Consider the following 22,770-nt stretch of genomic DNA (forward strand, 5'->3'; position numbering starts at 1 on the left):
CGGACGAGCCGGTGAACGCGGCGTTATGTTTTCAAGGAGTAAATTTTGAACAAAGGGTGGTCGAGACTACTTATTATTCTCTCTAGTTTATGGCTGCTTATTTCTGCTAGTTTTGTTTTGTACGAGAGAGAAACAATTAATCCATTCGATCAATTTGATAATCCACCTGGTACATACACATTTTTTGCTTGGCAGCGGCAGGTATTAGAAAATGAAAAGTTGGTAGAAATTCAATTAATAGCAAATAAAAGAAAAATAATGGCTTTTACTTTTGGCCCAATAATAATCCTTTGGTCTTTAGCATTGTCTTTTGTTTGGGTATCAAATGGCTTTCAACAATCCAAAATTTAACGAGCCACCCATTGTTAAATTTGCAAGGTGTTTGCTTGTAAAAAGACATACAGATTACTGAAGAGTTGGTTGAATTAAGCATTGGCATGTAAGTGACCGTTGACGGCATGGATGCCGTCGTCGAGCCCTCATGGATGAGTTCACGGCGTGTCACTGGAATGACAGTGCTTAATTATCAGCGTTGTATTGCTTAAGTGCTTAAATGACTCAAACAAAAAAGGCGCCTAAGCGCCTTCTCTACTATTTAGTGATGGGCAAACCACCCAAAACCTCTGATTTGATTAAACAATCAGATCATACTCTTCACGTAGGATCTTAATAATATCTGCCTTTGGATTGGCTGGCAGCGGGATTGCCGCGCCAGTCACCTTCTCGGCGATGCCGGTGTAAGTGCGTGACACATTCATCATCGCCTCTAATGGCAGGGCATTATCGCGGGCGAGGGCTTCGCGCTCTGGCATTCTGTCCTTGTTGAGCAGAATATCCGGATCTGGGAAATGATTTAACAGGAACTGACGGAAACCTTCCTTAGAGTTTTCAAGGATTTTACCATCGCGGTAGGCGGCGCCGTCCCAAATGCGAGATGAATCGGGGGTGCCCACTTCATCCATATAGATCAGTTTTGAGTTGCCGTTTTTATCGGTCACATAACCAAACTCGAACTTGGTATCCACAAACACTTGGTCAAGGTCGGCCAGAGCCTTTGAGATCACCTTAAAGCCATCTTTTAACAGCTTCTCGTACAGGTCGATATCTTCTACCTTTTCAAAACCAAAGGCTTGGTAGTTGGCTTCGATATCGCTGCGGCTGATGTTAACGTCATCCTGCGCGGGCACACCGGGAATACCAGTTAAAATGCCTTTGGTCGAAGGGGTGATCAGTAAATCCGGCAGCTTTTGATCTTTCTCTAAACCTTCTGGCAGGGTGATACCACAGAATACGCGCTCGCCCTTAGAGTAGGCGCGCCACATTGAGCCAGTAATGTATTGGCGGCAAATGGCCTCGACTTTAATTGGGCGGGCTTTTTGGACTATCCAAACGAAGGGATGCGGAATATCTAAAATATGGCTGTCGGCTAAACCGTTTTCGGCAAATAACTTAAACCAATGATTAGAAATGGCATTTAATGCCGCGCCTTTACCTGGGATGCCTTTTAATCCGCCTTCACCGTGGAAGATGCAGTCGAAGGCTGAGATACGGTCGCTAATCACCATGATGGCAAGCGGCGTATCTTCGGGCACATTGTAGCCCTTGGTGTTGATTAAACGGCGGCTGTCGGCGTCGGTTAGCCAGTAAACGCTACGTACCTTGCCGCTATGAACTGGGCTATCGGTGCGGATGGGCAAATCGTTGTTTACGGCTAATACGGAATCAGCAAGACTCATGACGAGTATTCCTTTGGATAGAGAGTGTAGGGACGAGTTTTTTATTCGTTGCGGTGTGCTTAAGCATAAGATGCTTAGCCACCTTTTTATTATTGACCAATAGCTTATTGCTCAGTTTGCGTAAAGCCTTGGTGAAGGTTAAGCGTAAAGCGAATAGTGGATTTTCGGGCGATGGGGAGAATAATGTTTGTCTAGATATGGGGTGAAAATGAAACGCAGAGCAAGGTTGGCGCCAGAGTAATACTGGTCTGCTCAAGCGGGGAAACCCCGTGCCATTTTGCTCGAAAAGGCTAACCATTAATCCCAGAGAACCTTGTTAGACAGCCGCGAAAAGTGGCGCCATTTTACCTTTATTCGCAAAATTTTCCACGGCTATTTGTGCGCATCTGTGCGGCGTGTCGGCACAAAGTGAAGGCTGGTAAAAGTAAAAGCTGAAAATGCCTAAAGCGGGAGCGTCGCTCGCAAGCGTTTGAAGCTAGATTGTGGAGCTAGGTTGTTGAGCATAAGTGCTAAGCCTATATTCGATTTATGCCAATTTAGCCATGTAGTGAGTGGCGTTAATCGGGGTATTATCTGCGGCTATAGTGCATCAGCTTGAGGCGCCGCTTCTCGCTTTAACAGCTATTTGTTGTAGATTCAAAAAGACAATTTGCCTATCAGGACGTGCCTAAGCCGTGATGGGGAGTATGGAGCGAGTATGACGACAGATGCAAAAATGCCAATGATGGCGCGCGTAGCCTCACAGGGGCGGTATTTTTTCTCGCAGCAATTTATCGCCTTAGCCGAGAGCCAAAGCCAGTGGCTGGACCTTGAGTTTGAAGAATGCGAGTTCCACGATTGCCAATTTAGCGACAGCACATTCCGTAACTGCAAGTTTATCGATTGCCGTTTTGTGGGTTGTAATTTGAGCTTGCTCAAGGTGCCCTTAAGCCAATTTAACGGTGTGAGTTTTGAAGAATGTAAGCTGGTCGGCATAGATTGGACCCGTGCCGCTTGGCCTAGATTATCCTTTGCGGCGCCTTTTAGTTTTAGAACCTGCATCTTAAACGACTGCTCTTTTATGGGCCTTAAGCTCGATGAAATGGTACTTGAGGGCTGTAAGGCGCAGGATGTAGATTTTCGTGAGGGCAAGTTTAATCGCGCTAACTTTAGTTACAGCGATTTTCGCCACAGCTTATTTGGCCGCACTGAGTTAATGGAGGCGGATTTCTCTGAGGCAACCGATTACGACATTGATATTTTTAACAACAAAATTAAAGGTGCCAAGTTTAGTCGCGATGAAGCGATTCGGCTGTTAAATGGCTTAGATATTACCTTGGTGGATTGACCTTATACCAACCTCATACTGACCTCATATCAGCACCTGTTCGCGCTAATAGGTGCTGGTATTTTATCCTTTTAAATTAACGGGTTTATTGTGACAGCGATATCGCGGTATCACTTTTAAACTTATTGTTTTTAAAATTGCTTTTAGGTTTTTTGATAACTTTTTATTGTGGTGCGTATTGTAAAAATACCTCAAGCGTACGCATCGATATGGCCAATCAACACTATTGATCTTATTCACGAATTTTTAGAACAATTTTAACTTTTAGTTGCCACAGATCACACTCAACTTGCCTATGTGGTTTACCACAATATCCGCCTACTCCTTAAGGGATAACAATCACCCCGGAACAGCAAAATGCCAGCGTTTCTTAAGGCATTGGCATTAATAACTAAAAACCTGTGAGCAAATTTAGTGTTTCACCGCCGTGGTGATCCAAAGCCTAAGTTTGCGTGTGCCAATTGGCGCATAAGGGTGGATGAGTGTGATGGAGGTAACCATGATTGAGCTTAATAGGCGAACCTTTTTAAAGGGCGCAGGGGCCAGCGGTGCAACATGTGCATTAGCTAGCTTATTGCCGGGCAGCTTAGCGGCATTAGAGAGCAAGCAGCTTAAGGGCATGGGCAAAGAAATTGCCAGTATCTGTGAGATGTGCTCGACCCGCTGCCCGATTTCAGCGCGGGTGATTGAAGGTAAAAACGTCTTTATCAGCGGTAATAAGGCGGCTAAATCCTTTGGCGGTAAAGTCTGTGCCCGCGGCGGTGCTGGTCATAGTTTGCTGTACGATCCACAGCGGATTGTTAAACCCCTAAAACGGGTTGGCGAGCGTGGCGAGGGTAAATGGGCTGAAATCAGTTGGGATGAAGCCTATCAACTGATTGCCGATAATCTCACTAAAATCAAGCAAGCTCACGGCCCAGAGGCGGTAGCGTTTTCCTCAAAATCTGGCTCGCAAGAAAAACACTTATTCCACCTCGCCACGGCGTTTGGTAGCCCAAATACCTTTACCCATGCATCTACTTGCCCCGGCGGTTATGAAATTGCTGCTATGGCCATGTTTGGCACTAAGGTGAAACGCGATTTAAGTAACTCAAAATACATTATTAACTTCGGCCATAACCTGTACGAAGGCATCAACATGTCCGAAACCCGCGGCATGATGGCGGCGCAAATGGATAAAGGCGCCAAGCTGGTGGTGTTCGAGCCAAGATTCTCAGTGGTTGCCGATAAAGCCGATGAATGGTACGCGATTCGTCCTGGCACCGACGTGGCCGTCGCTTTAGCCTTATGCCATGTATTGATTGAAGAAAACCTTTACGACAAAGCCTTTGTTGAGCGTTATGTCGAAGGCTTTGACACCTTTGCCGCTGAAGTAAAAGCCTATACCCCTGAGTGGGCCGAAACGATCTCCGATGTGCCCGCCAAAGATATTCGCCGTATTGCCCGTGAATATGCGGCTAAAGCGCCCCATGCGGTGGTGGATTTTGGTCACAGAGCCACCTTTACCACCGAAGAGTTTGAAATGCGCCGCGCGCTTTACGCTGCCAACATCTTGATTGGTAACATCGAGCGTAAGGGCGGGATCTACCTGGGTCAAAAGCCTGGCGATTATAACAAGCTCGCCGGTGAAAATGTGGCCCCCGTGCTGGGTAAGCCCGGCGTAAAAGATATGCCTAAGCCTGCGGCAAAACGTATCGACCAAGTGGAAGAACAGTACGCCATGATGTGGTCAGCTGGCGGGATTTATCAAACCGTCCTCGATGCGACCTTAAGCGCGGTACCTTATCAGTTACATGGCTGGGTGATGTCCCGTACTAACCCAATGCAAACTATGACTGACAGAGCGCGTGTGGTCGAAGCCTTGAAAAAGCTCGACTTTGTTGCAGTGTGCGATGTGTATATCAGTGAAACCGCGGCCTATGCCGATGTGATTTTACCTGAGTCTACCTACCTTGAGCGTGATGAGGAAATCGCTGACAAGTCAGGTAAAAACCCTGCCTACTATGTGCGCCAACGGGTGGTTGAAACCCTAGGCGATACTCGTCCTTCATGGCAGATCTTTAAAGATATTGGCCACAAACTGGGGCTGAGTGAATTCTATCCATGGGAAAACATGGAGACCCTGCAACTATTGCAGGTAAACCGCGACACAGAGCTGCTGCGCCGGATCAAAGACGAAGGTTTTGTTAGCTTTGGTAAGCCCATCATGCTGCGCGAACCTAAGATGGTGGCCGAGTTTACTAAGGCCTATGCCAATGCCAAACCTGCGGATGAAGACGGCACCTACGGCAGTTTACTCAGCTTTAAAACCCCAAGCGGCAAGATTGAATTGACCTCAGCCAAGGTTGAAGCCATGGCGCCAGGACGCGGGGTGATTAAGTTCCGCGAAGTGCAGCTTAAAAAGCCTAATGAACTCTACTTTATCCAAGGTAAGGTTGCGGTACATACCAATGGCGCGACCCACAATGTGCCCATGCTGGCGAATTTGATGTCGGATAACGCCGTATGGGTTCACCCAGATACCGCGAGTAAATTAGGCATCAGCAATGGCGATCCTATCCGCTTAACCAGCAGCGTAGGTACAGAGGAAGGTCATGCGTTAGTCACCCCAGGCATTCGCCCCGATACCGTGTTTGCTTATATGGGCTTTGGCTCTAAAAACAAAGAGTTGGTTAGAGCGACAGGCAAAGGTATCCACTGCGGAAACTTACTGCCCCACGTTACCGCACCTGTGTGTGGCATGACGGTACACACCACTGGCGTCACGCTGGCAAAACGCTAATTGGAGGCTCAAATGACGAAAAGATATGTGATGGTGCACGATGAGAACAAGTGCATCGGCTGCCAAGCCTGTAACGTGGCTTGCCGCAGTGAAAACGGCGTACCAGAAGGGGTGACCCGTTTACAGGTGAGAGTCGAAGGGCCCTATGGCGAAATGCCCCATCTGCACTTTAAGTACCACAGAGTGTCGTGTCAGCAGTGTGAAGATGCGCCCTGTGTGAAGGTGTGTCCAACGGGCGCGGCCTACGTGGGCGAAGATGGCATTGTCTCCATCCACGGCGACAAGTGTGTGGGTTGTATGTACTGCGTGGCGGCGTGCCCTTACAAAGTGCGTTTTATGAATCCCGAAACCAAAGTGGCTGACAAGTGTAACTTCTGTAAGGACACCCGTTTGGCCCGTGGAGAACAACCAGCCTGCGTGACTGTATGTCCGACCGATGCATTGGTGTTTGGCGATGCTAACGATCCACAAAGTGAAGTGGCCACACTGCTCAACACTAAGATCACTTACCAAGATAAGACCCATTTAGGCACTAAACCTAGGGTATATCGCGTTCCTACCAAAAGAGGGGGGATTTGATTATGAACAATACTTGGGGCGATATGGCGCAATATGATCCCGTCACTTGGCACTGGGTCATCGCCGTGTATTTGTTTATGGCGGGTTTATCCGCCGGAAGTTTGCTGATTGGCATTGGTTTGCGTTGGTTTAATCAAGAACAAACGCAAGTTGAGAGCAATATCCTCAAGGCCGCGGCGATTATTGGCCCTGTGGCAATCAGCTTAGGCTTGGCTTGTTTAGTGTTTGATTTAACTAAGCCTTTCCACTTCTGGTTGATCTTAATTAACTATAACTTCCAATCAGTAATGGCGATTGGGGTATTAGCGCTGCTGGCTTACTCACCCTTGGCATTTGCCTACGCGATTTTAGTACTGCGTGACGATTTGCCAAAGTGGGGCTTAGGTTTCCTCACACCTATCGCTAAGCTGCTGATGCCCTTTAGAAAGCTGATTGAAGTGCTGTTGTTTGTCCTCGCCATTGGTGTGGGCGCTTACACAGGCTTCTTAATCTCGGCGATGAATGCCTATCCGATGCTAAACACTGCGGTATTGCCTGCACTGTTCTTGGTATCGGGTTTATCAGCGGGTGCGGCGGCCAATGCGGTGCTGGCGCTGGTGATGTTCAAAACCGATAGCCACGACAAGACCTTAGCTAAAATGCATGGCTTAGAGCTGCCAGTGATGGCAATCGAAATCATGTTCCTGTTTATGTTGTTTTGCGCCTTGTACTTTAAGGGCGGTGCGGCGGCTGCGGCACTGGCATCACTCACCTCTGGCGTGTGGGCAAGCGTATTCTGGATTGGTGTCGTGGGGATTGGCTTTGGTGTGCCATTGCTGTTTATGCTGCTTCCCGCAGCGACTCGCCACACTAAGGGCGCAATGATTATGGTGGCCTGTGCCAGCTTAACCGGCGTGCTCGCCCTGAGACACTTTATTGTGTATGCGGGCCAAAGCTACTTAAGTTAATGAGAGCAGAGTTAACGAGATCTCAGTTAACAATTAACTGAAGTTCGTTGCAATACCGATGGCGTAAATCACCCATCCCCTGCAAGCAAAAAGCACCGTTAAACGGTGCTTTTTTTATGGCTGCGATTGACTGCAATTGGCGGGAGATTATTGCGGTAATAACTCAATCACTGATTTGACCGTGAGCACTAAGGCGCTGATAGCGCAGAGGGCTAAGGTCGCCATCTTGGTCTTATGTTTATCAATACTGCCTACCAGTTTGCCCGCCACGAGATAGCCTAAAAAGACCGAGGGCAATAGCATTAGCGAAAGCCAAAAGTGCTTGATTTCGAGTAGGCCCGTCACCCCAAGAATCGCCAAGGCAATGGTCGAACTAAAGATAAAGAAGGCCGATAACGCTGCGCGAAACTGCGAAGCATCCTTACCCGCCAATAAAATCGCCATCGGCGGACCACCAATGGCGGCGATATTGCCAAAGATCCCCGAGACGACTCCCGCGCCAAACAGAGTCGCTTTGTTTACCGGCAGGCTGAATTTATACAAACTGAGCACCACGGCAACCGTCACAATCGCGGCAATCGCCAAGCCGAGGATCGGCTGCGGCGCAAACAGTAATAGGCTAGCACCGATAAAGCCACCGGGCACTCGACCGATGAGTGCGTATTGCAAGCCATTGAATTCTAAATGGCCGCGTTCACGCAATAGGGTGAGTAGCGCGATGGAAAATCCCATCACAATCACGGGGGCAGGCACTAATTGGGGATCGACGATATACAGCAGCGGACTGGCGACCACGGCTAAGCCAAACCCAATCAGACTCTGGGTGAGGGCACCTAAAAACACAATCACAGACGCGATGGCAAGCGTTTGTGGATCGATCAAGGAGAACATAGGATTCCATCAAAACAAAATAGGGATCGTTACTTTAACCCACCACGCCGGATGAGCATTAACGATCCCTAATAATTAGTTACGGCAGGATTATGGACGCTTAAGCGTTATTCCATGTCTTCCCACTCGATCCCCATTTCGTCCATCAACCGCTTCGCTTCAGCGGGGATGCTGTCTGGGCACTCTTTCGACAGATCGGCATCATCAGGCAGAGGCTGGCCGGTGTAGGCATGCAAAAATGCTTCGCACAACAGTTCGCTATTCGTTGCGTGGCGCAGGTTGTTGACCTGACGACGCGTACGTTCATCCGTGAGGACTTTTAGCACTTTGAGCGGAATAGACACAGTAATTTTCTTTACTTGTTCATTCTTCTTGCCATGTTCAGCATAGGGGCTGATGTATTCCCCATTCCATTCAGTCATTGACTCACCTGTTATAACGCTAAATTCGGGGCAGATTTTAAACCCTTACAGATTACAGTCAAATTATTGCTACTATTTCTTAGCGATTGCAAACAGATTTCTTTATGTTTAGACGTCTAAACGTCTTAACGCCTATTGACGATACCACTGGGCTTAGGTACATTTAGACGTCCAGACATCTCTTTGCGAACTTAGGAGTTCCCGATGACCGCAGGCAAATTAGTGACCGAGCGTCAATTAGCCACATTGGCAGTGCGTCAGGGTATCGAAAGCGATACTCAATATGGCGCCGTGGTGCCGCCAATTTACCTGTCGACGAATTACGCCTTCGATGGTCATAAAAATCCTCGCGAATTTGACTACAGCCGTTCCGGCAATCCTACCCGCAGCATCTTAGGCGATGCCTTAGCAAAGCTGGAAAAGGGCGCAACCGGTGTAGTGACTTGTACTGGCATGGCAGCCATTACCTTAGTGACCACTTTACTGGGCCCAGATAATTTACTGGTGGTGCCCCACGATTGTTACGGTGGCTCTTATCGTTTATTTACTAATTTGGCGAAAAAAGGCCAATTTAAACTGCTGGTGGTCGATCAAACCGACAGCCAAGCACTTGAGCAAGCGATTGCCCAGCAACCTAAAATGGTGTGGATTGAAACCCCATCCAACCCATTACTGCGGGTGGTTGATATCGAAGCTATTGCCAAGGCAAGCCACGCCGTCGGTGCGTTAGTGATAGTGGACAATACTTTCCTGTCACCGATTTTGCAGCAACCGCTATTGCTCGGCGCCGATATCGTTATCCACTCCACCACTAAGTACATTAATGGTCATAGCGATGTGGTGGGCGGCGCGGTGATCGCCAAAGATCCCCAAATTGGTGAGACCTTACATTGGTGGTCGAACACCTTAGGCTTAACGGGTTCTGCCTTCGACAGTTATCAAACCCTGCGCGGCCTGCGTACTTTGGCCGTGCGCATTCGTGAGCACCAACGCAATGCCGAGCGGATTGTGGAGTTACTGAGTAATAGCCCCGTCGTGAGTAAAGTGTATTACCCAGGTCTTGCGGATCATCCCGGTTATGCCATTGCCGCCAAGCAACAAAAAGGTTTTGGCGCTATGCTGAGTTTTGAGCTTAAGGGCGGCGAGGCCGAAGTGGTTGCCTTTTTAGATGCCTTAAGTTTATTTAGTGTTGCTGAGAGTTTAGGCGGCGTCGAGAGCCTCGTGGCCGTGCCCGCGACCATGACCCACAGAGCGATGGAGCCGCAGGCGCGTTTTGAAGCTGGTATTAAAGACACCCTATTACGTTTGTCGGTTGGTATTGAAGATGCCGACGACTTAGTTGCAGATATTCAAGCAGGATTGGCCGCCGTAGCGGCTTGTCAGTAGAGGAATAATAGATGGCACGTTGTCACTTACATAAATTTGGTGGTTCCAGCTTAGCCGATGCCGATTGTTACCGCCGAGTCGCCCATATTCTGTTAACCCATGGCCACAGTGATGATCTGGTGGTGGTGTCTGCCGCGGGTAAAACCACTAACTTTTTATATAAATTATTGTCCCTGCGCGATAGCAACCAATTATGGCAAGAAGAATTACAAGTCCTTATCAGCTATCAGCAAGGCTTGATTGAGCAATTATTATCTAACGAGCAAGCGCGGGATTTACGCGAACGTTTGACCACGGATAAAGCTCAGTTAATCAGTCTATTATCTTTAGATGTACGCAATGATTACCAAATTAACCATGTGGTGAGTTTTGGTGAGCGTTGGTCGGCGCGCCTGATGGCAGCGCTGCTGCGCGAATCGGGCGTGGCCGCAAGCCATGTTGATGCGTGCTCGATTTTAGTGGCCGATGAGGCCGCCGTGCCGCAAATTCGTGTGCAAGAATCCCGCGCCAAAGTGCAAGCCTTACTGGCGGCCCACCCTAACGAGCGCCTAGTGATCACCGGTTTTATTTGTGCTAACGAGCGCGGCGATACCTTGCTGCTTGGCCGCAATGGCTCTGACTTTAGCGCCAGCTTAATTGCTAGCCTTGCCGACATTGAGCGCGTGACCATTTGGACCGACGTTGAAGGGGTCTTTAACGCTGACCCGAATAAGATCAATGATGCGAAATTACTCAAGAGCATGTCCCTTGCTGAAGCCGACCGTTTGGCGCGTTTAGGCTCACCCGTGTTGCATTCACGTACTTTGCAGCCGCTGTTTAACACTGAGGTGAGCTTGGCTGTGCGTTCAAGCTATGCCTCCCACACCGACTTTACCCTGATTGCGCCGCACAGTTCATCAGCGAGTGCGCCCGTGGTGACCAATCTAAATGCCGTGGTGTTATTTGGCTTTAAGATCGCGGGTGATGTGGCCAGTCTGCTCGAGCAATTGGTGGAGGCGGGATTAACGCCACTGGCACATTGGGTATCGGCGCATCAACGGCTTGAGCTTGCCTATACCGCTGAAAACCAAAAACAAGTACAAAAATTATTGGATGCGCAGGCCGAAGCCCTCTGCATTAGAGATCTGCAAATTAATACCGAGCTTGGCTTAGTGGCACTCGTGAGTGCCGATGCCGAGCATTATCGCCGCAGCTTTGCCCGTTTACTGAGTCGTGATGCTAAGCCCTTGTTCAGTGGTGACTTAAGTCTTGTGACCTTAGTGCCACAGTCGCAGGTTAATCTGCTGACGCAAAAAGTACATCGCCGCTGCGCTGGCCCGCGCAAACGCATTGGCGTATTGCTGCTGGGCGTGGGCAATATTGGCGAGGCGTGGGTGAAGCTGTTTAAGTCAGTCTCTCCCTCGTTAAATCAAGAGCTTGAAGCGCAAGTCGAGTTAGTCGGTCTGGTGACTTCCAGTAAAGCTTTGATTAAGTCCACTGGTGTGGATCTGGAAAGCTGGCAGCAGGAATTTGATACAGAAGCGACTCCTTGGCAGTACGAGCATCTATTTGAACAATTAGAACAACTTAACTGCGATGAACTGATTGCATTAGATATCAGCGCCAGCGCCAGTTTAACCCTACAATATCCAGAATTTTTCGAGCGCGGCATCCATATGGTCAGCGCAAACAAACTCGCGGGCTCTGGCCCACTGCCTTTTTATCGCGAGCTTAAAGAACAACTCGGTTATCGCCGTTTATTTTGGCGCTATAACGCCAGCTGCGGCGCGGGTTTACCTATTCAGCACGCCTTAAACGATCTGCGTAACAGTGGCGATAGCGTTGAAGCCGTGGGTGGGATTTTCTCTGGCACCCTGTGTTGGTTATTTGAGAAATACGATACCAGCAAACCTTTCTCGGAATTAGTGGTTGAAGCGCGTGGTCTAGGGATTACCGAACCAGATCCCCGCGACGATCTTTCTGGTCGCGATATGCAGCGCAAGTTGCTGATTTTAGCCCGTGAAATCGGTCTGGAAATCGAGCTTGAGGATATTGAGCTGCGCTCCCTAGTGCCTGCCCATTTAGCGGATATTCCGTTGGAGCAATTCCTTGCCCGTATCGGTGAGCTAGATGATGAATTATTGCAGCAATATGGCGCAGCAGCGGAACAAAACAAAGTGCTGAGATATGTCGCCTCCTTGGATAATAGCGGCGCAGTCCTTAAAGCCGAGGTGGGATTACAGTGGATTGATGCGAGCCACCCCTACGCCAACCTCACGCCCGGTGACAATGTGTTTGTGATCCGCTCAGCCTTCTATCAAGGTAATCCGCTGATTATCCGTGGACCGGGTGCTGGCCGCGAAGTGACGGCGGCAGCTGTACAATCGGATCTAACACAGATCTGCCGCGATCTGCTGCAAGAGTAGTCATAAACCCAGACACTTGAAGAGACTAAACCCCGTATCTTCAAGTTGATTTTGCCTATATTCATAAACTTAAAGGACTCATTCGAGTCCTTTTTTATTGTCTAGAATAAATAGACTCATCTATGGGGCAGAAATTACCACAAATGGGGATTTTTGGGCTTGACTTAACAGCCAGTTTCTCTAGTATATGGACATATAGACGTCCAAACGTCCATATGGATTAAACTACTGCATTAATAGTCGTACCAGTCGCGATAATTGTCGCACTCGGGCGGTTGAGGAAATACACATGGCTTTTCATCACGCACAACATTCACATTCGCTAAACCAAAGTTTGTCTGAACTTAATGGCGATATTAATGTTTCTTTTGAGTTTTTCCCGCCATCAACCCCCGAAATGGAACAGATCCTGTGGAACTCTATCCGCCGTTTAGAGCCGCTGAATCCTAAATTTGTGTCTGTGACCTATGGGGCAAACTCGGGTGTGCGTGACCGTACCCACGGCGTGATTGAGCGTATTCAACAAGAAACCAACCTAGTCGCTGCGCCGCACTTAACCTTAGTGGATGCCAGTGATGAAGAGCTGTTAGATCTGGCAAAGCATTACTGGAAATCGGGTATTCGCGACATAGTGGCGCTGCGTGGCGACTTGCCTGCGGGTAGCCCAAAACCGACTCGCTTTGCGGTGGATTTAGTGCGCCTGCTGCGCTCAGTGGCCGACTTTGATATTTCGGTCGCCGCTTACCCAGAAGTGCACCCAGATGCGGCTAACGCTCAGGCGGATTTGATTAACCTCAAGCGTAAAATCGATGCCGGTGCGAGCCGTGCAATTACCCAGTTTTTCTTTGATGTGGAATCTTACCTGCGTTTCCGTGACCGCTGCGTTGCGGCGGGGATTGATGTCGAAATCGTTCCCGGCATTCTGCCCGTGACTAATTTTACCCAGTTAAAGCGTTTTGCGGGTATGACCAATGTGAGCTTACCAAGCTGGTTACATAAGCAGTTTGATGGCCTTGAAAATGATGCCGGAACCCGTCAGCTGGTGGGCGCAAACGTGGCGATCGATATGGTGAAAGTGTTGTCCCGCGAAGGGGTAAAGGATTTCCACTTCTACACCTTAAACCGTGCGGAATTGACCTATGCGATTTGCCATACCTTAGGGGTGCGCCCAAAGGCGGTATAACGTTAACAGTATAAAAAACGCCGCTAGTTTAGCGGCGTTTTGTTTTGCTTAAATCCTAAATCCTAAATCCTAAATCCTAAACTGAGCGAGAAGTGTGGTTAAGCGCATCGACAACTGTGCTAACTCGTCTCCTGCCCGCGCCGTTTGCTCGGCACTCTCGGTGGCATTGGTCGTAATATCATTAATATTATTGACGTTTTTATTGATTTCCGCCGACACAGCACATTGCTCGTTGGCAGCGCTAGCTATTTGAATGTTCATTTGACTAATGGTGGATACGGCTTGGGTAATGGCTTCGAGCGCTTCCCCCGCCTCGTGCACCAACGAAACACAGTTTTGCGTGGTGGCGGTACTGGTATTCATGGTACTGACGGTGGATTTGGCACTCTGTTGCAAGGCTTCAATCATCTGCTGAATTTCGCTGGTTGAAGCTTGAGTACGGCTGGCGAGCGTACGTACTTCATCTGCCACCACCGCAAAACCACGGCCTTGTTCACCCGCACGGGCGGCCTCAATGGCGGCATTGAGGGCGAGCAAATTGGTTTGATCGGCAATATTACGGATAACGACTAATACCGAGTCAATCTGCGCGGTATTACGCTCAAGTTCGTTGATGGCCGTGGCGGCATGGGCTATTTCATCCGCCAGCAGATTTATAGTCGAAATGACCTTTTCAACCAGCAACTTGCCATGCTCAGTTGACTCGCTGGCGTGGGTTGCAGCGTCAGCGGCATCAGTCGCATTGTGGGCAACTTCTTGTACTGTTGCCGCCATTTCATTCATGGCGGTGGCGACTTGTTCGGTCTCGAGGTGTTGCCGTTTTGCCATTTGCTGGGTTTCATGGGTAATGGCAGACATTTCTTCGGCCGATGTCGCCAGTAAGCTAGTAGAGTCAGAGACTTGAGCAACGGTGGCGTGGATTTTCTCAGCAAAGCGGTTAAAGGCGAGTGCAAGCTGCGCAATTTCATCTTTGCTCTTCACTTCAATCCGGCGGGTTAAATCGCCTTCACCCTCGGCAATATCATTGAGCGCATTGGTTGTTTCGGCAATTGGGCGAGTAATACTCTTAGCGATAAACCAGGCAATGGCGGTGCCAATTAGGAAGGCGATAAAGCCTATCATGATGAGTTTAAAGCGAATATCGGACATCGCTTGCTCAGAATGGCTTCTGTCCAGTGCAATATCCAGCACACCAAAGGTTTTGCCCGAGTAGTCTTTCATCCCATGACGATACAGGGCGTAGCTCTTGCCGTCTAAATCGATGGTACGAATCACTTCAGTACCTTGCATTACCTTGTTGAGTTCGCTGGAGGCGCTGGTGTCGGTGGTAAAGGTGCCACCAAAGGGGACAAAGTTGCCATCCTTAGGCAGCAAAAGAGTTATCTCTGCTTGGTAGGCATTTTTAAAATTGTCGAAGAAGGGCTGTCCAAATGACATGCCAAACTCCACTGAGCCCGTGTGCAGCCCTTGGTAATTCATCGGCACGAGGCCGCGGATCCCTAAGCCTTCCACGCCATATTCTAAGCCGCTAAGCGGTTGTTTTTGCGTGTTAGTTTCGACAATGGTTTTACGGATCGCAGTGAGGTCGTCGCCATATTTCTCAGGGCGGTGCAGGCGTAAAAACGACGTGGCAGGTGGGGTGTGGAACTGGAACTGTTGCACCGCAAAATCTTGTTTAAGGCGCGTAAATAGCGGTTGGGTGCGTTGAAGTAGTGCTTCACGGTCGCGCTCGGCAAAGTTACTTTGGATCTCAGGGGTTAATGAGATTAAGGTTGCCATCGCCTGTGCTCTTTGTCCCGATGAGACGATATTGGCCACCGCGGTTTCGTATAACTTATGTAATTCCCGTTGCTCAGACTCCCTTATTTGGCGACTGAATTCTGATAGCACCAGCGGCATGATAAAGCTCATCAGCGCAAATAGCAGTAGGCTGATGCCTAACACTATCCGAGTGCTAATGTTTAAATTCTTCACAGTAAACCTCCCAGTATCCGTATGTCTGTCTGAATATCTTTTTGAATATTATAGAGATACTGCTTTTTATATTTGCGAGCGGGTGAACCTTTTTCAGTTGTTTTTCGGCTTTTTGCGGATTTCGTGGCAGCGTGCACAGATCTTTTCTGAACAGAAAATATTTACTTAGCCTGCTAACTAAGTATAATGCTTAGCAGGCTAAGTAAATGAGTAAGCATCATGTATAAAGAACTCGAGCGCTTAAAGGAGTTATCCCTCGCGGAACATTTAGGTCGCCTGCACCGCTTATGGCGTACCGTGGCGGATGTGGAATTAGCACCACTTGGGTTAACCCATCCTCGTTGGACCGCGTTGTGGAAGTTATTGCGTCTAGGTGACAACGTGAGCCAAAAGGTGTTGGCGGATGCGCTGGAAATTGAATTGGCTTCTTTGATGCGTACCTTAGGGCAACTTGAGGAGCAAGGTTTAGTCGAGCGTCATTGCTGCACTAAAGATAAGCGCGCCCGAATCGTGTCGCTAACACCCGCCGGTAAAGACGTATTAAAGCAAGTAGAAGCGCGGATTATCCATGTGCGCGGTGAATTATTAGCGGGTATTAGTGCCACTGAGCTTGGCGAGTTTGAACGCATCATTAGCCTAATTAGTGAAAACGCCTTAGCCAAGTTGGCTAAGAGCACAGATATTCTTGAGTGAGAAATAAGATGACACCGGATCAACAATTTGCCCGTCTTGTCAAAATCGCTATGCTCGGTTTTGTGGCCGTGTTTGGCTATTTTATGTTTGCCGACACTATGATGCCATTAACCCCACAGGCAATGGCAACCCGTGTAGTGACTAAGGTGACTCCACAGATCAGCGGCAAGATTCAAACGATTAATGTGAAAAATAACCAAGTGGTCGCCAAAGGCGATTTACTGTTTCAAGTCGACCCTGCGCCCTTTGAGTTGGCTGTTTCACATGCCAAATTGGCCCTAGAACAAGTGCGTCAGGATAATGCCGAACTTGATGCTGCACTCTTAGCCGCTAAAGCAGAAGTGAATGCGAGTGCGACGACTGCACAACAAAAACGCCGTGAAGCCAAACGTTTAGATGCGCTTTATGCGACCCATGGCGTTTCACAGCAGTTGCGTGATCAAGCCGATAGTGATGCGGACGCCGCCGAGGCGAATGTGTTAGCCGCTAATGCTCGCCTCGATAAACTCAAAGTGAGCCGTGGTCTCTATGGCGAAGATAACCTTAGAGTTCGCCAAGCGATGAATGCGTTAGAGCAAGCTGAGCTGAATCTGTCTTACACCCAAATCCGTGCCGACCAAGATGGAGTGGTGACCAACCTGCAACTTGAAGTGGGCAGTTTTGCCGCTGTGGGCCAACCACTACTCGCATTAGTCTCAGATAAATTGGATATTATTGCCGATTTTCGCGAAAAAACCTTACGGGGTGTGAATGCCGCTTATCCCGCATTAATCGCCTTTGACGGTGAGCCTGGTCGTTTGTATCACGCCCAAGTGAGCAGTGTCGATGCAGGGGTGAGTGCGGGGCAGTTTGATGCCAATGGTCGTTTAGCCGCGCCGCAGGAGTCAGACCGTTGGGTGCGTGATGCGCAGCGCTTAAGACTGCATTTAGTCTTAGATGACAGTGTGTCAGACAACAGTGCAATGAATAACCTACCCGCAGGGGCGCGCGCCACAGTGCAATTGCTGCCCGACAATACGCTATTTAGCCTGCTAGCCAAGGTGCAGATTAAGGTCATTAGCCTGCTCCATTACATCTATTAATATCAAGGCAATTTGCATGTTGTTACGCCACAGCCCATTAACCGCCAATGATTTACGCCAGTGCTTGCGCATTGCCACTGGCGGTACCATTGGTTTTACCCTGTGTAAGCTCTTTGGTTGGAGTAATGGGGTGTTTTTTACCGTAACCCCAATGTTATTACTGGGTTTAGTCCCTGTGATAAGTGGCCATGCGGTAAGGCAATTATTGGCATCATCTGCCATTGCGGGGCTTGAAGTCGGCCTGCTCGGAGGCTTCTTCGGTAGCCACCCAGGCTTGATGACACCGATTGTCTTCCTGCTGTTTTTGTATCGTTTTGCGGCGATGTCCCGCGGTAGCCTGTTCCTCTTTGGTGCCAATGGCGTGCTGAGTTTAAGCATTATGCTGCACTTTGCCAGCTATCCGGGCACAGACCTGAATGATCTGATTTTTAGTAACTTTTGGGCGACAGGGCTATCAGTCATCATCGCCTATTTAATGACTGCACTTTGGCCGGATGTTGAACCTCGCGCCGCCTATCAACCCGGCCCTAAAGCACCGCACCGTATGCGCCATGAGGCGTTGCTCGGTGCCAGCATTGCCACGCTCTCTTTCTTAGTGTTTCAGATTTTCGATCTGCGTGATTCGATGTCGGCGCAGGCAACCACCTTGCTACTTTTATTCCCCATGCATTGGAACGGGGCGTTGGATTATGCCCGTAAACGTGCCATTGGCACCTTGCTTGGGGTGTCTTTTGGGGTGATGGTGCAACTCTTTCTCTACGATTGGTCAGGATTGTTGATCCTGATTGTACCGCTGCTGTGGCTTGGCTTAATGTTGTTTGCGCAGGCCCATGTGAAGGAGGCGAGCGGATCGGGTGTCGGTTTTGGCGCTATGACGACGTTAGGGATTTTGTTTGGCCAATACTTAACCCCAGGTAACGACTTAATTTTTAGTGCCCTGTATCGGGTGAGCAGTATTTTTGTGGCGATAGTGGCGACGTTATTCCTCTGTTATCTGCTGCATAAGTTATTGAATAGCTTTGAAGCGACCCGATTTGGTTACTAGGGCGTGTTGACGTTTCGAGATTAAATTTTGTTCGTTCTGGCAAGCACGTGCTCGCGAAATGAGGAATGATGTGTCGTTATTCTACTCAAATGACGAGCGGCTCTTATGACAGAAAGTAAGAGCAAGGGCTTGCCAGACGAACCCTTCGGGCAGCATTTGACTGACGTTTCTGCTGCGTTATCGTCCGTTTATGTAGAATAGCTACACAGCACGGACTTTGCCTTGCATAAAAGCCAGCCAAACTGCTGCAAAAATAACCCTGAAACGTCAACACGCCCTAAAGTGTTAACATTAGATTTTTTTAATGCTTGTTCCGCTTCCGTGCAAGGAGTATGGTGTTTTGATGCGTTTAGTGTGGGCTAAACGTAGAACGCACCACTCAATTATCTCTTTTTTAACGACCTTGTTTTAGCCGTTAACGCGGTTTTTCAAGCGTTTTCGTGTGACTCAAGGTTTGTTCAAGGATAGAAAATGAATAATAAAATTAAAACATTAGCAAAAGGCATCGCGCTCATTAGCGGCTGTGCCTTGACCTCTGTCGCCATCGCTAACACGGCAACAATCCCGCCAGCGGGACAAATCTGCGTGACTTGCCACGGCGTCGAAGGTGAGGGCATTGAGCCACTTGGCCCTCGTTTGGCTGGACTCTCAAAAGAATATATCACCACCCAATTACAACATTTTCAGGCGGGTGTGCGCCAAAACGCGACCATGATGCCAATGGCGATGACACTGCAAGGTGATGGCATTGAGCAAGTGGCGAGTTATTTCTCCGCCAAATCTCCTAAGACTGAGGTTAAACCAGTGATCCGTGGTGAGCAGGTGACCTTTAGCGACGATACTGCGCGCTTAGCTTACCAAGGCGATTGGTCACGTGGCTTACCAGCCTGTGTTACATGCCATGGCCCTTCGGGTTTAGGTGGCGGGCTGTTCCCGCGTTTAGCGGGTCAGCAGGCCAGTTATATCAAGACGCAACTGTTGGCGTGGCAAGCTGGCACACGTAAGGGAGATGTGGACGGCATGATGGCCAATGTGGCTAACAAGCTGACCGCCGCCGAGGTGGATGCCTTAGCGAACTACTTTGCGAATTTGAAATAAGGAGCATGCCATGAAATCTTCTGCCATCTTACTATTGGCCGCCATGGGCGTGCTGACTGCTCAGGTACAAGCGGCGCAAGAATTACCTGATAAACAAGCGCCATTGCCCTCAGTCCCTAAAAATCCTGATCAAACTTATCTTACGCCTAGACCCTTAAGTGCGATTCCCGAAGGTGCCTTTGGCGATAAAGTACGCTTGGGTTATCAGTTATTTGTGAATACTCAGCAGTTAAGAGATAAGTATGTGGGTAACGAGCTTAACTGTGCCAACTGCCATATGGATGCGGGCCGCAAGGCGAATGCGTCACCGGTGTGGGGCGCCTATTTTGCCTATCCCGCGTATCGTAAAAAAGACGATAAAGTAAATACCTTTCAAGAGCGGATACAAGGCTGTTTTAACTATTCGATGAATGGTAAAGCCCCCGCTGCGGGCAGCCCCGAACTGGTTGCGCTATCGGCTTATGCCTACTGGTTAGGGATGAGTGGTTTGATGGATGCGGCGAACCTCGATGGTCCAGTGCCAGAAATCAGCGATGCCGAATTGGTTAAAGGCGCCAAACGTGAGGATTTCTCGCTGCCAGACGCCCTAGCCAAAGCCATGACAGTGGAGCAACGCGCAAATCTGCCGGGCCGTGGTTATCCTGAGATCCCAAAACCTGAACTTGCGTTCTCACCCGAGCGTGGTAAAGCCGTGTATACCGCCCATTGCCAAGCGTGCCATGGCGCCGATGGTCAAGGCCAAGCGATTGCCGGTGTTTACTCCTTGCCGCCATTATGGGGCCCAATGAGTTACAACTGGGGCGCTGGCATGCACAGGGTGAATACGGCTGCATTTTTCATTTATGAAAACATGCCTTTCGGTAAGAGTATGCAGTTGACTAATCAACAGGCATGGGATGTTGCCGCTTACATCAACTCCCATGAACGGCCACAGGACCCCCGCAATAAGGGCGATGTGAAACAAGCGCAGGAAAAATACCATAATGACAATGACTACTACGGTGTCGACGTCGATGGCAAAGTGCTTGGCACCGCCTCTTATCCGGTGTTTCCGAAAAAGTCTTAGTTGAGTCGCTCTTATTCAGTGCTCGCGTTATTAAGTAAGGTGAGTAACTGGATGGGAGGCTTATTAAATCGCCTTTTGGTGTTTGAATTGCCAATGTTATCGCTGTGAATATGTGAGTCATTGCGGCCTAACGGCCGAGGTGGATCAAAGTCGTGGGGCTTCACCCCACACCCGACCAAGAGGGGATCAACAGCAATTCCCTCTTGGATCTCCCTTGCCGCCCCTAGCGAAGTTACATGCATTGGTTACTAGCCTTGGTCTTATGGATAAATTGCTATCGCTTCCGAAGGCTCCGCTTTACATCCATGTAAAGCACTCCAGTTCGGCAATCCCTGCCTCTCGCTCATAAGCGCGAAAATCACCGATTTTCATTCGCCCCTTCCCCGAAAGCTACGCAGACATCCTGTCTGCGTCACGCGATTTTCTTCAACGCCCTTCAGCAACTTCGCAGGGGAAGGTGAACTTCTGTTGCCTTGGTGTTAGCTGTTAGTCCTAAATATTTGTGCCTGTCCCATCTTTCCGGCCACAAAAGGCAGGTATTTTTTAAGCATGATTTTCCCCTTGGGATACGCTGCCTCACGGCAGACTATAAGCGCCTCACGGCGGGTTAACGTGCCTACGCTTCACAGCGTTGGCTAAGTGCGCTTATAGGTATACGGGGATTTTAGGCGGGAGAAAAGCGTACCCGTTAACGGGTACCCAACTATTTAATCTCTTATTAAAAATTTATTCGTGATTTCAACTTCAGACAAATTCTTAGAATTATTTAGTTTTGACGGCCATTTTTTTTAAATATGATGCTGGAGTTTGGTTTTCTTTTACTGATATAAACCTTTGACACCGAATCATTATTGAGACGTTGCCCCTGAACGATGCCACTTAAAGTTTTTTCACCAATAAGATTATTGTTTTCTTTTAATGTTGTTTCTAGATGAGTTATTTTGTTGGACTTTTCCTCTAGTTTTTCTTTCAGAGAGTTTATTTCAGCGTATAGATCTTCTAAATTTTGCTTCAGTTTTGCAATCGTTTTTGAGGCATCATCATTATCTTTAAGTAGGGAGTCGTGTCTATGTTGCAACTTTTTCTCTCGCTCAAGAACTTGATTCAAATTGTTTCCTAAGCTTGAATATTCACTTTCTAGTTTTTTAAACTCATTGTCCAACTGCGTTAGCTTGTGAGCAGCCAAATCCATCTCTACTTTGCACTCATTATCTTTCCTTTCTAAATCATCCCCATAATCCCTATCCATTTGTCTAATTTTCTTTAATAGTGCAGTATATTTTTCTTGTGAAATAGGAGTTTCATCTTCAATAGTAACTTTGGTTGATTTAACGAGTTTTTGCCCCTTCATCCAAACATAAGTTAGACCGATTTCAATAAATGGAAAAACTAACGTATAAAAAATCGCAGTTAAAAATGGAAATAGAAAAACATATGGATAGAAAGAAAAATCAAACCCTAAAATTTTTTGAGGTTGTAGTTGTAGCACTTCAATCTCATAGAACTTATATCTGGTGTCCATATTAGAAAACAGTATGAACAATATTTTATAATTAAAAACACACCAAGAAAGAACAAAAGAGCTAATAAACGGACTTGAAACTCGCTCATATAAAGTTGCTTTTATTGCATTAGAAATATCTTCAAACATTTGAGCCTCAAAAAAATTACCATAGTTAAATTAATGATACTGTTAAATCTGCAGTTTTTACCAGAGATTTTAAGTCATTAGTGTGACCATCTCCGTCATTTTAGTTCTAATGTTACCCTTCACAACTTGATTTGTGTTCATATCCTTAATCACATAATCCAGCGGCACCAGTTTTGCCAGTACACTAGGGCTAATATCCATTTCTGCGGCCATCATACGGCGGTCGGCGGCGCGGCTTAAGCGACCACAGCGAATAATGGAAAAGTCGGGACAGGCACAGATTTTTGGGTGAGAAAGATCGGACAGGAATAACTCTTTCCGGGTTTACTGCCAGCACAGCAGTAATAGGAGTTCACCATCCCCTCGGAGTTGCCGCAGGGCATTTGCGTTCGTTGCGTGAGCGAGGCATGGATAATGGAATGGACCCATCCACTTTAAATCGGCCTCGCAATGGGCCACGATGTAGTCGCTAAAACTCATCAGAAAGAGGACGGGTCCACCTA

The 22,770-nt window shown here is 48.3% G+C and carries 18 protein-coding genes; 13 read left to right on the forward strand and 5 right to left on the reverse strand.

Annotation, left to right across the window (positions count from 1 at the left end; genetic code table 11):
- Window positions 1-45 precede the first annotated feature (45 nt).
- Window positions 46-351, forward strand: coding sequence for a hypothetical protein (locus HG547_RS19765; RefSeq protein WP_169548791.1), 306 nt, complete (start codon window positions 46-48; stop codon window positions 349-351).
- A 281-nt stretch (window positions 352-632) separates the two neighbouring features.
- Here the strand turns inward: HG547_RS19765 and HG547_RS19770 are convergent, their stop codons facing one another.
- Window positions 633-1,736 carry a phosphoribosylaminoimidazolesuccinocarboxamide synthase gene (locus HG547_RS19770; RefSeq protein WP_169548792.1) on the reverse strand — a complete coding sequence of 368 codons (1,104 nt, stop codon included), beginning with the start codon at window positions 1,734-1,736 and terminating at the stop codon, window positions 633-635.
- A 697-nt stretch (window positions 1,737-2,433) separates the two neighbouring features.
- On the opposite strand from HG547_RS19770, the gene HG547_RS19780 reads away from it, so the two are divergent.
- From HG547_RS19780 to nrfD, 4 genes are all read left to right on the forward strand, one after another.
- Window positions 2,434-3,063 (forward strand): pentapeptide repeat-containing protein, encoded by a 630-nt coding sequence (locus HG547_RS19780; RefSeq protein WP_169548793.1) that lies wholly within the window; start codon window positions 2,434-2,436, stop codon window positions 3,061-3,063.
- Between the two features lie 499 nt (window positions 3,064-3,562).
- Complete coding sequence (gene phsA, locus HG547_RS19785) at window positions 3,563-5,845, forward strand: thiosulfate reductase PhsA (protein WP_169548794.1); 2,283 nt, start codon at window positions 3,563-3,565, stop codon at window positions 5,843-5,845.
- Window positions 5,846-5,857: 12 nt separating this feature from the next.
- Entirely contained in the window at window positions 5,858-6,424 is a 567-nt protein-coding gene (locus HG547_RS19790; RefSeq protein WP_169548795.1) for a 4Fe-4S dicluster domain-containing protein, read from the forward strand.
- Between the two features lie 2 nt (window positions 6,425-6,426).
- The gene (gene nrfD, locus HG547_RS19795; RefSeq protein WP_169548796.1) at window positions 6,427-7,371 is read left to right on the forward strand and encodes an NrfD/PsrC family molybdoenzyme membrane anchor subunit; all 945 of its coding nucleotides are present in this window, start codon (window positions 6,427-6,429) and stop codon (window positions 7,369-7,371) included.
- Window positions 7,372-7,518: 147 nt separating this feature from the next.
- Here nrfD and HG547_RS19800 read toward each other — a convergent pair whose 3' ends face one another.
- Both HG547_RS19800 and metJ read right to left on the reverse strand, forming a co-directional pair.
- A complete protein-coding gene (locus HG547_RS19800) occupies window positions 7,519-8,262 on the reverse strand; it encodes a sulfite exporter TauE/SafE family protein (RefSeq protein ID WP_169548797.1) in 744 nt (247 codons plus the stop codon).
- Window positions 8,263-8,369: 107 nt separating this feature from the next.
- Complete coding sequence (metJ, locus tag HG547_RS19805; protein WP_011073770.1) at window positions 8,370-8,684, reverse strand: met regulon transcriptional regulator MetJ; 315 nt, start codon at window positions 8,682-8,684, stop codon at window positions 8,370-8,372.
- Window positions 8,685-8,906: 222 nt separating this feature from the next.
- On the opposite strand from metJ, the gene metB reads away from it, so the two are divergent.
- The 3 genes from metB (at window position 8,907) to metF (ending at window position 13,658) form a co-directional block, all read left to right on the forward strand.
- On the forward strand, window positions 8,907-10,070 hold the full coding sequence (gene metB, locus HG547_RS19810) for a cystathionine gamma-synthase (protein ID WP_169548806.1): 1,164 nt from the start codon (window positions 8,907-8,909) through the stop codon (window positions 10,068-10,070).
- A gap of 11 nt (window positions 10,071-10,081) precedes the next feature.
- Entirely contained in the window at window positions 10,082-12,475 is a 2,394-nt protein-coding gene (locus HG547_RS19815; RefSeq protein WP_169548798.1) for a bifunctional aspartate kinase/homoserine dehydrogenase II, read from the forward strand.
- Between the two features lie 289 nt (window positions 12,476-12,764).
- Window positions 12,765-13,658 (forward strand): methylenetetrahydrofolate reductase, encoded by an 894-nt coding sequence (gene metF, locus HG547_RS19820; RefSeq protein ID WP_037422525.1) that lies wholly within the window; start codon window positions 12,765-12,767, stop codon window positions 13,656-13,658.
- Window positions 13,659-13,727: 69 nt separating this feature from the next.
- On the opposite strand, the gene HG547_RS19825 is transcribed toward metF, so the two are convergent.
- On the reverse strand, window positions 13,728-15,632 hold the full coding sequence (locus tag HG547_RS19825; RefSeq protein ID WP_348981368.1) for a methyl-accepting chemotaxis protein: 1,905 nt from the start codon (window positions 15,630-15,632) through the stop codon (window positions 13,728-13,730).
- A gap of 219 nt (window positions 15,633-15,851) precedes the next feature.
- On the opposite strand from HG547_RS19825, the gene slyA reads away from it, so the two are divergent.
- The 5 genes from slyA (at window position 15,852) to HG547_RS19850 (ending at window position 20,616) form a co-directional block, all read left to right on the forward strand.
- Window positions 15,852-16,325 carry a transcriptional regulator SlyA gene (slyA, locus tag HG547_RS19830; RefSeq protein WP_037422531.1) on the forward strand — a complete coding sequence of 158 codons (474 nt, stop codon included), beginning with the start codon at window positions 15,852-15,854 and terminating at the stop codon, window positions 16,323-16,325.
- Window positions 16,326-16,333: 8 nt separating this feature from the next.
- On the forward strand, window positions 16,334-17,407 hold the full coding sequence (locus HG547_RS19835) for an HlyD family secretion protein (protein WP_169548799.1): 1,074 nt from the start codon (window positions 16,334-16,336) through the stop codon (window positions 17,405-17,407).
- A 16-nt stretch (window positions 17,408-17,423) separates the two neighbouring features.
- Window positions 17,424-18,452, forward strand: a complete 1,029-nt coding sequence (locus HG547_RS19840; RefSeq protein WP_144344847.1) for a DUF2955 domain-containing protein — start codon at window positions 17,424-17,426, stop codon at window positions 18,450-18,452.
- Between the two features lie 471 nt (window positions 18,453-18,923).
- Window positions 18,924-19,550, forward strand: coding sequence for a c-type cytochrome (locus HG547_RS19845; RefSeq protein ID WP_169548800.1), 627 nt, complete (start codon window positions 18,924-18,926; stop codon window positions 19,548-19,550).
- Window positions 19,551-19,560: 10 nt separating this feature from the next.
- The gene (locus HG547_RS19850) at window positions 19,561-20,616 is read left to right on the forward strand and encodes a c-type cytochrome (RefSeq protein WP_169548801.1); all 1,056 of its coding nucleotides are present in this window, start codon (window positions 19,561-19,563) and stop codon (window positions 20,614-20,616) included.
- Window positions 20,617-21,382: 766 nt separating this feature from the next.
- On the opposite strand, the gene HG547_RS19855 is transcribed toward HG547_RS19850, so the two are convergent.
- The gene (locus HG547_RS19855; protein ID WP_169548802.1) at window positions 21,383-22,267 is read right to left on the reverse strand and encodes a hypothetical protein; all 885 of its coding nucleotides are present in this window, start codon (window positions 22,265-22,267) and stop codon (window positions 21,383-21,385) included.
- Window positions 22,268-22,770: the final 503 nt, after the last annotated feature.

Origin of the sequence: Shewanella sp. DNRA4 (assembly GCF_012843185.1) — a bacterium.
Classification (GTDB): Bacteria; Pseudomonadota; Gammaproteobacteria; order Enterobacterales; family Shewanellaceae; genus Shewanella; species Shewanella xiamenensis.

Bases quoted from the DNA above. Each gene is read 5' to 3' on its own strand.
- HG547_RS19770 (WP_169548792.1), bottom strand. From the start codon at position 1,736: ATGAGTCTTGCTGATTCCGTATTAGCCGTAAACAACGATTTGCCCATC.
- HG547_RS19780 (WP_169548793.1), top strand. From the start codon at position 2,434: ATGACGACAGATGCAAAAATGCCAATGATGGCGCGCGTAGCCTCACAG.
- phsA (WP_169548794.1), top strand. From the start codon at position 3,563: ATGATTGAGCTTAATAGGCGAACCTTTTTAAAGGGCGCAGGGGCCAGC.
- HG547_RS19790 (WP_169548795.1), top strand. From the start codon at position 5,858: ATGACGAAAAGATATGTGATGGTGCACGATGAGAACAAGTGCATCGGC.
- nrfD (WP_169548796.1), top strand. From the start codon at position 6,427: ATGAACAATACTTGGGGCGATATGGCGCAATATGATCCCGTCACTTGG.
- HG547_RS19800 (WP_169548797.1), bottom strand. From the start codon at position 8,262: ATGTTCTCCTTGATCGATCCACAAACGCTTGCCATCGCGTCTGTGATT.
- metJ (WP_011073770.1), bottom strand. From the start codon at position 8,684: ATGACTGAATGGAATGGGGAATACATCAGCCCCTATGCTGAACATGGC.
- HG547_RS19815 (WP_169548798.1), top strand. From the start codon at position 10,082: ATGGCACGTTGTCACTTACATAAATTTGGTGGTTCCAGCTTAGCCGAT.
- metF (WP_037422525.1), top strand. From the start codon at position 12,765: ATGGCTTTTCATCACGCACAACATTCACATTCGCTAAACCAAAGTTTG.
- slyA (WP_037422531.1), top strand. From the start codon at position 15,852: ATGTATAAAGAACTCGAGCGCTTAAAGGAGTTATCCCTCGCGGAACAT.
- HG547_RS19835 (WP_169548799.1), top strand. From the start codon at position 16,334: ATGACACCGGATCAACAATTTGCCCGTCTTGTCAAAATCGCTATGCTC.
- HG547_RS19840 (WP_144344847.1), top strand. From the start codon at position 17,424: ATGTTGTTACGCCACAGCCCATTAACCGCCAATGATTTACGCCAGTGC.
- HG547_RS19845 (WP_169548800.1), top strand. From the start codon at position 18,924: ATGAATAATAAAATTAAAACATTAGCAAAAGGCATCGCGCTCATTAGC.
- HG547_RS19850 (WP_169548801.1), top strand. From the start codon at position 19,561: ATGAAATCTTCTGCCATCTTACTATTGGCCGCCATGGGCGTGCTGACT.
- HG547_RS19855 (WP_169548802.1), bottom strand. From the start codon at position 22,267: ATGTTTGAAGATATTTCTAATGCAATAAAAGCAACTTTATATGAGCGA.